Here is a 15,370-nt window from a genome sequence, read left to right as displayed (position 1 = left end):
GATCAGACGCCACACCTCGGAACGCTTCCACCACCGCCTGTCAGTTCCAAGATCCCTGTTGATGGTGAATCTGCCATGCTGCGAATGTGGATTGTGCTCTACGCCATTTGCGCCCTGACGCCTCTGCTGGAGGCCGCGGAACCGGCGGGAACGGCGGTCCCCGTCGGGGTGGCGGTCGTCGATATCACTCCCGACTACCCAATCCGCCTGAACGGCTTCGGCTTCCGCCGAGAGGAGTCCGACGGCGTCCGGCAGCATATTTTTGCCAAAGCCCTGGCCATCGGCAGCGACGCCGACGGCCCGGCAGTGCTCATCACCGTCGACACGCTGGGGATACCCGATGCGGTCGCCGAGCGACTGAGCGACGTCCTCCAGAAAGAGGCCGGCATTCGCCGCGATCGTCTGGCCGTCACTGCCACGCATACTCACACAGCGCCAATGATCAACCGGCTCTCGCCCACGCTGTTCGGAGTGCCGATCCCGCTCGAACATCAAAGCAATATTACCCTCTACTCAGACGATTTCTTCAATAAGCTGATCGAGGTCAGTCTTGCGGCGCTCAAGGACCGGCAGCCGTCGCAACTGTCGTGGGGGCTGGGCCAGGTCGGGTTCGCCAGGAACCGGCGGACGAAGGATGGGCCGGTCGATCACGACCTGCCGCTGCTGGCCGTGCGGGACATCTATGGCCGACTGCGCGCGGTCTACGTCAATTACGCCTGCCACTGCGTCTGCCTGTCCGACAACCGGATCAGCGGCGACTGGGCCGGCTATGCGATGGAGCAGATCGAACGCCAGAATCCCAAATGCGTGGCGCTGGTCTCCGTCGGCTGCGGCGCCGACGCTAACCCGCTGGAAGGAGTCGTCGGGGACAAATGGGAAGTGGCCGACCGGCATGGCCTGGAGATCGCCGCCGAGGTGAACCGCCTGCTGCAGGGGCCGCTCACGCCGGTGACCGGTCCGCTGACCACGCAGTGGGAGCGGATCGATCTGGCGTTTGCTCCCCATCCGACGCGCGAGGAGTGGGAGAAGCGGGCCGAACTGCAGACTGCAATCGGGCATCACGCCCGGACGCAACTGGCCCGGCTGGATCGCGGCGAAGCGCTTCTGACGAAGGTCAGCTACCCGATTCAGACCTGGAGTTTCGGCGACTCGCTGGCGATGGTCTTTCTGCCGGGCGAGGTGGTCGTCGACTACTCGAAGCGGCTGAAGAAGGAGCTGGACGGCCGGCGGCTGTGGGTCAACGCCTACGCCAACGCCTGCCCGGGCTACGTCCCTTCCGAACGAATCCTGACAGAGGGGGGCTACGAAGGGGGCGGAGCGATGGTCTACTACGACCTGCCCGGCCCCTACGCACCCGGTCTCGAACAGCCCATCGTCAGCGCAGTGCGGAAACAGCTCGACCCGGCGTTTGCACCGCCCGCGGAAGCCAGCCGGACGCAGGGAATTCCGCCGCGGACGCCGGCTCAGTCGATCGCGGCGCTGCGGTTGCGCGACGGGTATGTCGCCGAACTGGCCGCCGCGGAACCGCTGGTCGTCAGTCCGGTGGCGGTCGATTTTGGTCCGGATGGACGCCTGTGGGTTGCGGAGATGTACGACTATCCCGCCGGCGCCGACGGCCAGTTCAGCCCGGGCGGCCGGGTGCGCGTCCTGCACGACAATGACCGCGACGGCCGGTTCGACCGGGCGCAGGTCTTTCTGGAGGGAATTCCTTTCCCCACCGGTGTGACCGTCTGGCGCGACGGAGTGCTGGTCTGCGCGGCCCCGGACATTCTGTTCGCACGGGACACCGACGGCGACGACCGCGCCGACGACGTGCAGAAGCTCTTCTCGGGTTTCGCGACGCACAACTATCAGGCGCGGGTCAACAGCCTGGAATACGGTCTCGATGGCTGGGTCTACGGTTCGTGTGGCCTGTTTGGCGGCGAGATCACCTGTCACAAGACCGGGGACGTGGTTTCCCTCGGACGCCGGGACTTCCGGATCGATCCCGACCGGGGCGTCATCGAACCGGCGATCGGCGCCACCCAGCAGGGACGGGTCCGCAACGACTGGGGGGACTGGTTCGGCTGCAACAACAGCCAGTTCGTGCTGCATTATCCGATGGACGAAGCGGCGCTGCGACGGAACCCCCACTTCCAGCCGCCGGCCATGGCCGTCTCTGTGCCGACAGGAGGAGACGTCGGGCAGGTGTTTCCGGTGTCGGAGACGATTCGGTTCAAGCTCTCCGGGCCGGCGGGCCGCGCGACGGCGGCCTGCGGGCTGGGGATCTATCGCGATGATCTGCTGGGAGGCGAACTTACCGGAAACTCCTTCACCTGCGAGCCGGTCAACAATCTGGTTCATCGGCGGGTGCTGTCGCCGAAGGGAGTCGTGTTCCAGGGGACGCGCGCGCCGGGCGAGGAACAGGCGGAATTCGTCGCCTCGACCGACCCGTGGTTTCGTCCGGTGCAGGCGAGAACGGGCCCGGACGGCGCCCTGTGGCTCGTGGACATGTACCGGTTCGTCATCGAGCATCCGATCTGGATTCCGCCGGAGACGCTCGCCGAACTGGACCCCCGCGCCGGCGCCGATCGCGGCCGGCTCTACCGGATCGTCCCGCGCGGTGAGTCCCCCAGGGAGTGGCTGCGGCTGGCGGAACTCGACGGCCCCGGCCTGGTGGCGGCGCTCGATTCTCCGAACGGCTGGCAGCGCGACATGGCGCAGCAGCTCCTGGTCTGGAATCAGGAAGGCGGAGTCGCCGACGACCTGGCGGCGCTTGTCGGCAACGCGGACCGGCCGGTCGTGCGGATGCAGGCCCTGTGCGTGTTGGAGCGGCTCGGCGAACTGCCGGCCGAACTTCTGACTCAAACGCTGACCGATGGACATCCGGGGGTGCGGCGTCAGGCGGTGCGAATTGCGGCGGATCGACTGAAGAAGGAAGATTCATTGCTCGATGCCGTGCTGGGACGGGCAAGCGATCCCGACCTGCAGGTGCAGTTGCAGGCCGCGTACGCGCTGGGAGGATCTGACGATCCGCGGGCAGCGGTGGCGCTGGCGCGGTTGGCGCTGCAGCATTCACAGGACCCCTACCTGGTCGCGGGTGCCCTCAGTTCGTTGACCGCGGAGTCCGCGGCGGCGGTGTATCAGTCCGTGCTGAAGTTGTCGGCCGACACGCCGGCAGCGCTGCGGAAGTCTTTGCTGGCCCAGGTGGCGGCGTTGTCTCCCCCCGCAGCGCTCGGCCCGGTCATTGCCGACATCTGTCGACCCGTCGCCCCAGACCGGAAGGCGGACCAGTTCCGTTCGCTGGCCGAAGTCCTGCCGATCCTGGCCCGGCAGTCCCGCTCTGTGGCGGAGCTGTTGCCGGATGCCAGTCGCGAGCATTGGGAATCGGTGGTCTCGGCGGCGCGATCGACCGTAACCGATGCCGGGGCCGCAGAAAGTCTGCGGCTCGCTGCCATCGGACTCGTCTCGGTCCTGCCTGGCGGCAGCGCCGAGGACACCGAGCGGCTGGGGCAGCTCCTGTCGCCTCAATCGCCGGGGAAACTCCAGCAAGCCGCCATCGAGGGGCTCTCGCGTCAGTCCGGAGACGCAGTCGCCCACGTGCTGCTGACGCACTGGGGCGAGCTGAGCCCGACCCGGCGCGGCGAGGTCCTCGGCGTCTTGCTCGGCCGACCCGCCTGGACCGGGCATCTGCTGACCGCGATCGAAGGGCAGGCAATTCTGGCGGGAGAGCTGGAGACGGCCGTCCGCCAGCGGCTGCTGGAACACCCGACGGTCGCTCTCCGGGAGCGGGCTGCGAAACTGTTGACATTGCCCGGCTCGATGGACCGGAAGGAACTGATCCAGCGCTATCTGGCCGAAGCGACGGACGCGGGAAATCCGCAGCAGGGACGAGAGCTGTTCTCCAAGCGCTGCGCAACCTGCCACCGGTTGCAGGACGTCGGGCAGGCGATCGGACCGGATCTGTCCCCCTACAGCACCAAGCCGTTCTCCGCCCTGGTGACCGCGGTGCTGGATCCCAATCAGGCGGTTGACCCGCGTTACCACAACTACGCCATCTCGCTCGATGACGGACGCGTGCTGACGGGGATGATTCAGGAAGAAGCCGCCGCGGGCTTCAAGGTCGCCGCCGCCGACGGCAAAATCTTCAGCGTCCTGCGGACCGAGGTCGAGGAGCTGAAGAACTCCGGTCGTTCGCTGATGCCGGAAGGATTCGAGAAGGACCTGTCGCCAGCCGCCCTGGCCGACCTGCAGGCGTGGCTCTCATCACTGCAGACGCCACCCAAATCGCTCCCCGGCAACCAGCCGGCAGCCGTCGCGGCGGGCGCTGACGGAATTGTCGTACTGACGGCGTCGAAAGCCGCGATCTATGGCGACCAGATCACCTACGAGAAGGAATTCGGCAATATCGGCTACTGGCACTCCCCCCGGGATCACGTCATCTGGACCTGCGAAATCCCGCAAGCCGGCGAATTTGATGTCTGGGTCGATGGCGCCTGCGACGCCACCGCCGCCGGAAACCTGCTCGGGCTGTCGGTCGGAGACGCGACGCTGACGCAGAAGGTCGCATCGACAGGCAGCTGGAACCAGTACCGCCTGGTGAAACTGGGGCGCGTGACGCTGCCGGCGGGGACGCATCGCGTGCGCGTCCAGCCCGCCGATCACCAACTGGATGGAGCCCTCCTGGACCTGCGCATGGTGGCCCTGACCCCTCCCGGCAAACGCCCGCCAGGCGCTGGCGGCGCCTTGGCGGCCGCCCCGGTCATCCCCGGCGACCCGGCTTCCATGGCCCGGTTCCTCATCGATGACGCCCATCCCCGTGAACAGCGCGAGAAGCTGGTCGCCGATTACCCCCAGCATTCCGCGGCGATGATTGCCGTCATGGGAGCCACCATGGAGCCGGGAACCCCCGAAGAGTATCGGCGGATTCCGTGGGTCTGGCGAGTGGCTATCGCCGCGGGGAAGCGGAATCAGGACGCCGAGCTGCTGGGAATTCTGAAGGTCACGCTCCCCCGCGAGGGGGAGCCGTTGCGGGACTGGCAGGCGGTGGTCATCGGCGGCGGGCTGATCAACGGCGTCAGCCAGCTCAACGTCTGGCCCGGCGAGCGATTCGCAAAACTGCTGGCCAGCGAAGACGTCCTGCGGGCGCGCTGGCTGCGGAGCCTGGAGCTGTCCCTGGCAATGGCGGACAACGAGAAGGTGCCGACAGGCACGCGCTACGACGCCTTGCGAATGCTGCCGCTGCTCGGCTGGGAACGGGCTCAGGCTTCGCTGACCAAGTACGCCGCAAAGGGAACCCACGCGGAACTGCAGATGGGGGCGGTCAGCGGCTCGATCGACGTGCCGGCCCCGGAAGCGACAACCCTTCTGGCGGGGGTGCTGCCTCACGCTCCCGGGCAGAATCGCGAACTGGCCCTGGACGGCCTGCTCCGAAGTCCCGAGCGGTGCCTGGCGCTGCTGGAGGCCGTCAAAGCAGGAGCCCTCACACGCGAGCAGCTCGGCGACAAACGCATCGACGCATTGCGCCAGCACGCCGATCAAAAAGTCCGCGACACCGCGGCGAAGGTGTTGCCATAGTCGTTTCTGAATGCCACGCAGAGCGTTGCTAAGAGACATTCCCAGGCAGAGCCTGGGAACGAGTTGCAGGGAGTTTCGACTTCTGGCTTTCCGCTTTTCGCCATCAGCTTTCCGCTCCCCCCAAGGATACCCCTTCCGACATGCGACTGGGTTACAACACCAATGGACTGTCCGACCATCGCTGGGATCAAGCCCTGGAGCTCATGGCAGCGGTGGGGTATCAGTCGGTGGCGATTACCATCGATCACCACTGCCTCAATCCGTTCTCGCCGAAGCTGATCGACGACGTCAATCGCATGCGCCGGCTGCTGGATCGATACCGGTTGACCTCTGTCGTCGAGACCGGCGCGCGGTTCCTGCTGAATCCCCGGCAGAAGCACGAGCCGACGCTGGTCAGTCCGACGGAATCGGAACGGGCCGGGCGGATCGACTTCCTGCGACGCTGCATCGACATCGCCCACGATCTCGGCGCATCGGCGGTGTCGTGCTGGTCCGGCGTGCTTCGGAATGACGCCCCGGCAGAGGACGTCTGGGCGCGCCTGACGTCGAGTCTGCCGGGCGTGCTGGACTATGCAGGGACGAAAGGGCTGCGGCTCGCCTTCGAACCGGAACCCGGCATGTTCATCGAGAAACTCGACCAGTTCCGCGAGCTGAATGAGCGGCTGGGACGGGACGACCTGGGGCTGACGCTCGACATCGGACACGTCCACTGCGTCGAAGAAGGGGCCATCGCCGACCACATCCTGGCGTGGCGGGAGAAGCTGCTCAACGTCCACATCGAGGACATGGTCCGCGGCGTTCACGAGCACTTGAGGTTCGGGGCGGGGACGATCGACTTCCCGCCGGTGATCCGGGCGCTCCAGGCATCCGGCTATTCCGGGGGGGTGCACGTCGAACTGAGCCGGCACAGCCACATGGCCCCGGAGGTCCTGCGCGAGTCGTTCGAATTCCTGAGCGGACTGCTGAAAGCGGAAAGCTGAAAGCCCGCGAGGAAAACTTCTGCGGCTAAACGCGTGTTGACATGAAAGCAGGCGGGGGAGACTTCTGAGAAGTCTCCCCCGCCATTCCGTTTCAGAAGATCAGACGCGGCCGAGCATTACTGCGGCGGCAGCGGAGCCGGAGCGGCCTCGACCGGAGCCGGGGTGGCTTCCACCGCGGCCGGGACCGGAGCCGGAGCCGCACAGGCGGCCTGCGGAACGGCACAGGTGGCCGGGGCAGGAGCCGGAGCGCAGTTGCCAGGATCGGCGACGCAGCAGGTCTGGACCGGCACCCGGCGGCAGACCGTGCGGGGCACGCAGCAGGTCTTGGTTTCGACAATCTTACGGGGCACGCAACGCACCTTCGTCACCATCTTGGTCTCGCAGACCTGGCGGCAGGTCGTGTACGGCACCTTGCGGGTGCAGCACTGCGTGGTCATGGTGCAGGTGGTGTAGGGAACCTTCTTGGTCACGGTCTCACACGTCCAGGTGCAGGTCGTGTAGGGGACCTTCTTCGTGATGCACTCGCTGGTCCAGGTGCAGGTCGTGTAGGGGACCTTCTTGGTGACGCATTCGCTGGTCCACGAGCAGGTCGTGTAAGGAACCTTCTTGGTGACGGTTTCGCAGGTCCACGAGCAGGTCGTGTAGGGCACGCGCTTCGTTTCGCAGACCGGCACCCGACGGCAGACCGTGTAAGGCACCTGGCACTGCTTGACTTCCTGCTCGTAGCGGGTGCAGGTCACCGTGCGGCATTCGGTGCGCGGGCACCAGACTTTGCGGCAGCAGGTCGTCGGCGGGCACTGCTCGCAGACGATCTTGCAGCAGCCGGGCTTGTAGACGTAGCAGCAGCGGCAGGGATCCCACTCGCAGGTGCCGGGTTCCGAAACGCACTTCTGCACGACCGGTCCGGGAACCTGGTAGGTCTCGGTCTTCCACTCGCCGCATTCGACCTGAATCTGCTTCGTCTCGCAAACCGGCTTGCAGACGGTGTAGCAGACGTTCTTGTAGCAGGTTTCGGTCTCGGTCCGGTAGGTCGTGCAGCAGACGTCGCGGTAGCAGGTGTTGTAGACCGGCTTGCGGATCGTGCAGCAGACGTCGCGATAGCAGGTGTTGTAGACCGGCTTGCGGATCGTGCAGCAGACGTCGCGGTAGCAGGTGTTGTAGACCGGCTTGCGGATCGTGCAGCAGACGTCGCGGTAGCAGGTGTTGTAAACCGGCTTGCGGATCGTGCAGCAGACGTCGCGGTAGCAGGTGTTGTAGACCGGCTTGCAGACGGTGTAGCACTCGTCGCGGTAGCAGGTCTCGTAGACGTTGCGGGTGCAGGTCACCGGGCACTGCTCGCAGATCTGGTCGTAGACCGTCCGGCAGCAGGTGTAGGTCCGGGTGTCCCAGACCGTTTCACGAACGGTCTGGTAGCAGGTGCGACCGCACCGCCGGGCCGCGCAGTAGTCGCCGCTCGGGGCGCACGCGTTCGTCGGGCAACATTTGTAGCTGGCGGCCCCAAAGTAGGAAGCCTCCGCCGTCGTGTCACTTGCGAGCGCCATCACTCCCGCAAGGACGACCATCCAAGCTGCATATCTCATCGATCTGTCCTTATCCCTGTCAGAACCTGACGAGTTCTTTCGGGGGTGGTGGAACCGGCTCATCCGTGATGACAACGACAAACTCTCCCTTATCAGCAGGATCGGACGCAGGAGCCCGCCCGCTTGAACCAAAATGCGCATTTTCGCGCACCGGCAAGGTTTGACATTGTCCGGCACCGACAAACCGAGGTCCTGACAGTCACGTTCGCTGCCGCGGGCACCCCAGCGCCGAGTCCCCCATCTGCCAGTCCTTGCAGATGCGGCCCATTCCGAATCATCCCAATTCTCGGCGCATCGTTCATCGGTCCGGACTGAACGGGAACTCCCGCGCAATACGCGGCGCCCGACGGACACGCCGCAAATTCCCCAACCGGAATCGCCCGACCCCTTTCGCCAGAACGCACAATCCATCGCGTGAAACAGCCCCGCGTGAAACGCCCCGACGGGGTTGGACGAAAGTCGTCAGTTGAGGACTGCCGCCAAACCTGCGCCTTTCGCGCGAACAGCGCCATTTGTCAATCTGGGCTTCCGTCGGTTACTGTGGCGGAACACGGTTCGCGTCCCTTGTCCTTCGAGGAGGTCGGTCCATGAAGTTCGCCATCTGTCAGGAACTGTTCGAAGGCTGGGACTGGGAACGACAGTGCCAGTCCATTGCGGAAATCGGATACACCGGCATCGAAGTCGCGCCGTTCACCCTGGCCGATCGCATCGGCGACGTCAGCCCGGAGCGCCGGAGAGAATTGCGTCGCCAGGCCCAGGCTCAGGGGTTGACCATCGTCGGCCTGCACTGGCTCCTCGCGAAGACGACCGGACTCCATCTGACCGCGTTCGATCCGCGGACGCGCAACGAAACCGCCAAGTACCTTCGCGAACTCGCGCAAGGCTGCGCCGACCTCGGCGGTTCGACCCTGGTCTTCGGTTCCCCCGCGCAGCGATCGCTTGAACGAGGCATGAATCGCAAACAGGCCCTCGCCAACGCCACCGAAGTCTTCAGCGCCGTCATGCCGATCTTCGCCGACTGCGGCGTAACGCTCTGCATCGAACCGCTCACGCCCAACGAAACCGACTTCCTCAACACCTGCGCCGAAGCCAGGGTGCTCATCGAGATGGTCGATCATCCAAACTTCCGCCTAATCCAGGACGTGAAGGCGATGCTGAGCGAGCCGACGCCGATTCCGCAGTTGATCGCGCAGTACGCCGACGTCACGCGGCACTTCCACGTCAACGACGACAATCTCCTCGGACCGGGTATGGGGCCGACGGACTACAAGCCGATCTTCCAGGCCCTGCTCGACAGCAAGTACGACGGCTGGGTGTCGGTCGAAGTGTTCGACTACCGGCCCGGTCCCGAGCACATCGCGAAAGAAAGTCTGAGCTACATGCAGTCGGTGCTGCGGGAGCTGCAACCGTCGCAATGACGACCGGTCGACCCGAGCACCGCCATTCGAAACGGGGCGTTTTCACTGCGAAAACGCCCCGTTTTCGTTGCCGCGGCTCGCGATCGACGAGAGCGCGGAGCGCCGCGCTGCATCGCGCAGCGCCCCTCCGCGCATCTCGCATGCGGAAGACCGCACGCGCTGTGCAGCGAGCCGCCGCGTTCAAGCGACCATGCATTCGCGGCATTCGCGGCGCTGGCGCAGAGGCGTGGCCCGCCTCTCAAAAAACATCGTTTTCCACAGTGAAAAACGCATGTTTCTGCAAACGACGTTGCGCACTCCGCGCGCGAGTCGATGCCTGCGCGAGGACGCGACGACATGGCGCCATGCGCTGCGCGACCAGGAGACGAATTGAAAAACTCTGCATTTTTTTTGTCGCAAACCCAAACAAATGGCTTGAAGGAATCTTCGAAATGCTTAGGATGTCCGCCAGTTCTGTGTTGATGAGCGTGACACGGCTCCTGTCAAGTCAAAGAGTGATTGCTGCCGCGATGACTCGAACGACGAACCAGGGCTCACGCAAGTCGGCACGCGGCATGTCAAGGTTGGCAGGCCGGAATGGATTCGAGGGTGTGACGCGTCTTCGCCGATCAGCTTAGCCCGGTGCGCCAGCGGCAAGACGGTCACCCGAATGTCTCTCTGGAAGGAGGATTTGCGGTGGCCAAGAAGAAAGCAGCAAAGAAGGCCGTCAAGAAGGTCGCGAAGAAGGCCGTCAAGAAGGTCGCCAAGAAGGCCGTCAAGAAGGCCGCGGCGAAGAAGGCCGTGAAGAAGGTTGCGAAGAAGAAGACGGCCAAGAAGAAGGTCGCCAAGGCCGCGCCGGCTCCGACCGCCGGCAAGTAGCTTCTTCGAAGCTCACAGGCAACAACGAGTGGAGGCGACCGGTTCCTGCCGGTCGCCTTCTTCTATTGTCGAACGCGAATCCCGCAATCGGTCAATCCCGGTCGATCGGCGGCTCGGCAGACGCATCCGGCGCGTATCCCGCGGAACGGCCCTGTATCTGAAACCACGCGTTCTCCGCCGCGCGCTGTTCCGCGTCCTTCTTGTTCGGACCCCACGCCGCCGAAAACTCCTCGCCCCCGATCACCGCCGCAATGAGAAAACACTTCGAGTGGTCCGGCCCCTTCTCGTCGACGATCCGGTAAACCGGCGTCTGCCCGAGCAGCTTCTGAGTGTGCTGCTGCAGCAGGCTCTTGTAGTTCTTGCCGTGGCTCGAATGAACCACCCGGTCGATCTCCGGGCCGACCAGACCGCTCACGAAGACCCTGGCCGCATCGTAGCCCCCGTCGAGATAGATCCCCGCAATCAACGACTCGAACACCGCCGCCATCACCGAGCTCGGCACCGCGTTAAAGCCGCTGAGCCCCTTCCCGATCAAGACCTGGTCGTGCAGACTCAAATCGCCGCTGATCTTGGCGCACGTCGTCCGGCTCACCACCACCGACTTGATCCGCGTCAACTCCCCTTCCGGTTCGTCGGGGAAACGCTGGAACAGCATCTCGCACACGACCGCCCCCAGGATCGCATCCCCCAGAAACTCGAGCCGCTCGTTCGACTCCAGCCGCGTCGGAGCGATCGACGAATGCGTCAGGCAGCGACGGAGCAGGCCGCGGTCGCGAAAAGCGTACTTCAGTCGACGTTCGCACTCGGCCAACGGATCGCTGTCGCTCGCATCGTCGAAAATCTCTGCCATACGATCACGTTGCGATCGGGCGCCAATGGTCCGATCCAGGTTCCTGTCGCCTGCTGATACCCTGTCAACATCTTGGAACCGCGACCGTCCACTGTCAACCGGCCGCCAACAGCGTCTCGAGATGCAGCGCCACGCTCTCTCCCAGCGCCTGGAGGTCGTAACCCCCTTCGAGCAGGCAGACCAGCCGCCCCTCGCACCACTCACCCGCCGCCTGCTGCACCAGCTTCGTCAGCCCCCCGAAGTCTTCCGTTTCGAGACCCAGCGACCCGATCGGATCGAGCCGGTGCGCATCGAAGCCCGCGCTCACCAGCACCAGTTGCGGCCGGCAGCGCGCGCAGGCGTCCGCCAGCAACGACTCAAAACGCGAGAGAATCTCGCGCCGCGACGTTCCGAACGCCAGCGGCAGATTGAACGTCGCACCCAGCCCGGCTCCGGTCCCCGTTTCCGTCGCCGCTCCCGACCCCGGATAGAACGGAAACCGATGCGCCGACAGAAACCAGACGTCGGAACGATCGTAGAACAGGTCCTGGGTCCCGTTCCCGTGATGCACGTCCCAGTCGACGATCAGAATCCGATCGAGATCGTAGACCCGCAATGCGTGCTCGGCCGCCAGCGCCACGTTGTTGAACAGGCAGAACCCCATCGGAGACTCTGCAACGGCGTGGTGCCCCGGCGGTCGCACCAGGCAGAGCGCCTGCCTGTGCCGGCCCGAGACCACCTCATCGACGGCCGCCAGCGCCGTCCCCGCCGCCAGGCGGGCCACCTCCCACGAGCGGGGGCTCATCACGGTGTCCGCTTCGATCCGGCCGCCCCCGCCGGCGGCGAACGTCTGAATCCGGTCGACATGCTCCCGCGCGTGAAGTCGGCAGAGCTCGTCGACGCTCGCGCTGCGCAGCCGGCCCGGAACGCAGCGCGCCGCCAGCCCCGACCGGTCGAGCGCTGTGCGAATGCTCGCCAGACGGGCCGGCTGTTCCGGATGGCGTCCCGTCTGGTGCTCTTCAAAGACGGCGTCCTGATAAAGAAGTGTCATCGTCAAAGTCTCCCGAGCCAATGCCAGAAACCGGCCTCCACGCCGCAACCGCCCATGATCCGGACGCCGCCGGCTCGCAACGACTGCCATAAGTCCTTGATGCAACGTGCATTGTGTTGAGCGATCGCGTTCTCCTGCAATCCGCCGCCGGCCCTGGCCACGCCAGCCGGATAGGGGAATTCGTCGCGGAGCCGGCGTCGCCGTCGTTGCAGGAGTCACAACCGTGCATCGCCGGCATTCGACGCCGCCCGTTCCGTCCGATCCGTGTGTCCGGCGTCACCGGCAGACTTCCCGTCCGGACCCGACGCGATTCCGCCGAACGCGGGTGGCAAACGGTTCCGAGGAGAGGTAGTCTACAGGAACTGTAATTGGCAGATCTGCCAGGAAAATCCGGAGACGTTCTTGCCGCTCCTTAGAGAAGCTCTTTCGGCTTCGCATTCCGATCGGAAGGATCGCTCCGTGCCCATCTCGACCGTTCCCGCAAACTCCCTGCGGCGTAGCTCCATGTCAAAGACATTGACCGTACTGGCCTTCGTCGCCGCGTTCGGCCTGCTGCCGTGCGAGCCCGCAGCGGCGCAGCGAACGCCGGGGGCGAAAAAGAAATCCGGTTCAACCCCGCAGGCGACTGCAAAGCCGGGGGCGCCTGCACCCGCCGGCCCGATGCAGATTGATTCCGAAACGCTCCCCAAAGACTTCGAGCCGCCGCAGGCGCCTCCCGAAGTGATGCAGATCAATCGCCCGCTCCTGACTCAGGCGCAGCTCGACGCCCTCAAAAGGGTCGACAGCAAATTCAACGCGGCCGTCACCAAGAGCCAGTGGAAAGATGCCCAATCCCAGGAATTGATCCGCGGCGGCATTCAATACCGCCTGGCGCGACTCACGAATCTCGACAATCGTGAAGACTGGATGAAGGCGCGCGATGAGCTCATGCGCAGCATCAACGGCATGGGGAAGCTCTCCCCCAACGCCGACGATACGAAGAAAGCGCGCGAGTTCATGCTCGCAGAGGTCGTCAAGCAGTGCGCGCTCCTGCTCGACAACAATTTCTACGCCCGCCTCCACGCCGTCTTCATCCTGTCCGAACTGAATCTCACCGACGAAGATCCCAAGAAAAATCTGAAGACCGAAGCCTTCGTCCCCGCCGTCGAACCCCTGCTGACGGTCCTCAAGGACCCCAACCAGCCCGAGGCGATCAAAGTGCTGGCCATTCGCGGCGTCGTGCGGATTCTGTCCAACAGCAGCCCCGACGTGAAGACGAAACAGAAGGTCGCCGCCGTCCTGGTCTCCGAACTGGCGAACGAAAAAGCCCATCCCTGGTATCAGCGGCGACTGGCCTACGCGATGGCTTTCGTCGATATCTCGGTGGATCTCAACCGGAAGCCGGTGCTCGTCGAAACGCTTCAGAAGGTCGTCGCCGACCCGAAACGCGACTGGGTCACGCGGGCCGAAGCCTGTCGATCGCTGGGGCGCGTCGCCTACGACCCGTCAGTCGATACGCGGGCCGTCCTGACGACGATTACGAACTTTGTCGCCGAGGCGGCCACCGCCGCCTCAACCAGCGCCAAAAACCCCCACTGGAAATCCGTCTTCGGCCGCCTCTACCTGACCTTCAAGGAACAGGACGCCGGCGATCGCGACGTAGAGAAAAAGGGGCCGGGCGGACTGCTCAACCGCCCGCAGTTCAATCAGCCGGAGGTGAAGAAGGTCTATCCTCTCGTAGTCGACGTCTTCAACGCCACGATTGCCGGCGCCCCGATTCCCGCCGAAGCCGTCAAGGCGCTGCAGGCCCTTCAGAAGCCCGGAGCGCCCCCCAACGGCCAACCAGTCGTTGGCGCCGCTCAATAGGCGCCCACGGCCGCGGACATCCGTCGCGCTGAGCCGTTCCGCTTCGCGGCATGCTGCTGCGCCGGTCCGACCCACTCCTGCTGGTTCAGAATGTCGGCGAGTTCCCCGAGCGATTCCACCACCAGCTCGGGACGATAGGCGTACTTCAGCAGATCGGCGCGACTCGTCCCCCCGCTGAGGACCAGCACGGTCTGAAACCCGAGCTGCACGCCCCCCAGGATGTCGGTTTCCATCGTGTCGCCGATCATCGTCGTCTCCGCAGTCGCCAGCCCCAGTTCCTTGCGGGCGGCCCGCATCATCACCGGGCTGGGCTTGCCGACGCTGAAGGCCTTCACGCCGGTCGCAATCTCCAGCATCGCCACCATCGCCCCGCAGCCCGGCCGCAGCCCGTTCTGCACGGGACAGTTCGGATCGAGATTCGTCGCAATCAGCTTCGCCCCCTGCAGGATCATCCGCACCGCCTGCTCGACCAGCTCGAGATTGAACGTCCGCCCTTCCCCCACCACCACGTAATCGGGATCGTGATCCACAATCGCATAACCGTACTGGTGCATCGCGGTCAGCAGCCCCCCCTCGCCAATGACGAAGGCCGTTCCGCCCGGCTTCTGCTCGGCGAGGAACCGCGCCGTCGCCATCGCGCTCGTGAAGATATGTTCGTCCTCGACATCGATCCCCATCCGGGTCAGCTTGGCGACGACGTCCCGGCGGGCGCGCTGGCTGTTATTGGTCAGCAGCCGGAACGGGATGTTGCGCTCGCGGAGCGTGTTGATGAATTCATCCGCACGGGGGATGAGCGCGGAGCCGCGGTACAAGACGCCATCCATGTCGATCAGATACCCATGTTTTTCCGAGTTCCCTGGAATAGCCACGGACAGTTCTCACTTTGCAAAAGGCCAGCGAAGGTCGACGGAGCAGGGACCACGATCCCCGGACGCCCCAGGCACAAGGACGTCTCCGACCAGGGAGCCCGGAACGCAACTCCCATACCGCAGGCTGTGAAGAGCCCGTGAGCGCGCGGCAACATGTTGCCCGCCAATGGCTTGAGGCGTGCTGCCCCGTGTGCCCGAAAACTACGCAAGGGGTGTTTGCTGCCGGAGTTACGCGCAGCAGATGCCGGGGATGACCCCGCAGAGACGGTACGTCAAGCGCAGACAGCGTTGCCCTACGGAGCCGCGGCAGAGGCGGCGCAGTCGGCAAGGCGCAGCCGACGGCGAGAAGCTCAAGACCTTACATTCCCTCGTTCCCAGGCTCCG

Annotated in this window: 9 protein-coding genes; 5 read left to right on the top strand and 4 right to left on the bottom strand. The window is 64.9% G+C overall.

The genetic code is table 11. From position 1 onward, the window contains the following. The first annotated feature begins 75 nt into the window (after positions 1-75). A complete protein-coding gene (locus tag SH412_RS26275) occupies positions 76-5,556 on the top strand; it encodes a PVC-type heme-binding CxxCH protein (RefSeq protein WP_336521011.1) in 5,481 nt (1,826 codons plus the stop codon). A gap of 140 nt (positions 5,557-5,696) precedes the next feature. Further along, positions 5,697-6,536, top strand: a complete 840-nt coding sequence (locus SH412_RS26270; RefSeq protein WP_336521010.1) for a sugar phosphate isomerase/epimerase family protein — start codon at positions 5,697-5,699, stop codon at positions 6,534-6,536. A 116-nt stretch (positions 6,537-6,652) separates the two neighbouring features. Here SH412_RS26270 and SH412_RS26265 read toward each other — a convergent pair whose 3' ends face one another. After that, the gene (locus tag SH412_RS26265) at positions 6,653-8,116 is read right to left on the bottom strand and encodes a hypothetical protein (RefSeq protein WP_336521009.1); all 1,464 of its coding nucleotides are present in this window, start codon (positions 8,114-8,116) and stop codon (positions 6,653-6,655) included. A gap of 587 nt (positions 8,117-8,703) precedes the next feature. On the opposite strand from SH412_RS26265, the gene SH412_RS26260 reads away from it, so the two are divergent. Beyond that, positions 8,704-9,534, top strand: coding sequence for a sugar phosphate isomerase/epimerase family protein (locus SH412_RS26260; RefSeq protein WP_336521008.1), 831 nt, complete (start codon positions 8,704-8,706; stop codon positions 9,532-9,534). 675 nt (positions 9,535-10,209) lie between these two features. Continuing rightward, positions 10,210-10,392 carry a hypothetical protein gene (locus tag SH412_RS26255; protein WP_336524192.1) on the top strand — a complete coding sequence of 61 codons (183 nt, stop codon included), beginning with the start codon at positions 10,210-10,212 and terminating at the stop codon, positions 10,390-10,392. A gap of 91 nt (positions 10,393-10,483) precedes the next feature. Here SH412_RS26255 and rnc read toward each other — a convergent pair whose 3' ends face one another. Continuing rightward, positions 10,484-11,242, bottom strand: a complete 759-nt coding sequence (gene rnc / locus SH412_RS26250) for a ribonuclease III (RefSeq protein WP_336521007.1) — start codon at positions 11,240-11,242, stop codon at positions 10,484-10,486. Positions 11,243-11,336: 94 nt separating this feature from the next. Then, on the bottom strand, positions 11,337-12,272 hold the full coding sequence (locus SH412_RS26245) for a histone deacetylase family protein (protein ID WP_336521006.1): 936 nt from the start codon (positions 12,270-12,272) through the stop codon (positions 11,337-11,339). A gap of 504 nt (positions 12,273-12,776) precedes the next feature. Here SH412_RS26245 and SH412_RS26240 point away from each other — a divergent pair. Further along, positions 12,777-14,117 carry a HEAT repeat domain-containing protein gene (locus SH412_RS26240; protein ID WP_336521005.1) on the top strand — a complete coding sequence of 447 codons (1,341 nt, stop codon included), beginning with the start codon at positions 12,777-12,779 and terminating at the stop codon, positions 14,115-14,117. On the opposite strand, the gene SH412_RS26235 is transcribed toward SH412_RS26240, so the two are convergent. Continuing rightward, positions 14,111-14,941, bottom strand: coding sequence for an HAD-IIA family hydrolase (locus SH412_RS26235; RefSeq protein ID WP_419555828.1), 831 nt, complete (start codon positions 14,939-14,941; stop codon positions 14,111-14,113). The genes SH412_RS26240 and SH412_RS26235 overlap by 7 nt on opposite strands. Positions 14,942-15,370 lie beyond the last annotated feature (429 nt).

The organism is Planctellipticum variicoloris (genome assembly GCF_030622045.1).
In the GTDB taxonomy this organism is placed as follows: Bacteria; Planctomycetota; Planctomycetia; order Planctomycetales; family Planctomycetaceae; genus Planctellipticum; species Planctellipticum variicoloris.
The sequence above is the reverse complement of the archived record's forward strand: the minus strand, read 5'-3'. Positions and strand labels throughout refer to the sequence as shown.

Coding starts and splice junctions, on each gene's coding strand:
- SH412_RS26265 (WP_336521009.1), bottom strand. CDS start 8,116: ATGAGATATGCAGCTTGGATGGTCGTCCTTGCGGGAGTGATGGCGCTC.
- SH412_RS26240 (WP_336521005.1), top strand. CDS start 12,777: ATGTCAAAGACATTGACCGTACTGGCCTTCGTCGCCGCGTTCGGCCTG.
- rnc (WP_336521007.1), bottom strand. CDS start 11,242: ATGGCAGAGATTTTCGACGATGCGAGCGACAGCGATCCGTTGGCCGAG.
- SH412_RS26235 (WP_419555828.1), bottom strand. CDS start 14,941: ATGGATGGCGTCTTGTACCGCGGCTCCGCGCTCATCCCCCGTGCGGAT.
- SH412_RS26270 (WP_336521010.1), top strand. CDS start 5,697: ATGCGACTGGGTTACAACACCAATGGACTGTCCGACCATCGCTGGGAT.
- SH412_RS26275 (WP_336521011.1), top strand. CDS start 76: ATGCTGCGAATGTGGATTGTGCTCTACGCCATTTGCGCCCTGACGCCT.
- SH412_RS26260 (WP_336521008.1), top strand. CDS start 8,704: ATGAAGTTCGCCATCTGTCAGGAACTGTTCGAAGGCTGGGACTGGGAA.
- SH412_RS26245 (WP_336521006.1), bottom strand. CDS start 12,272: ATGACACTTCTTTATCAGGACGCCGTCTTTGAAGAGCACCAGACGGGA.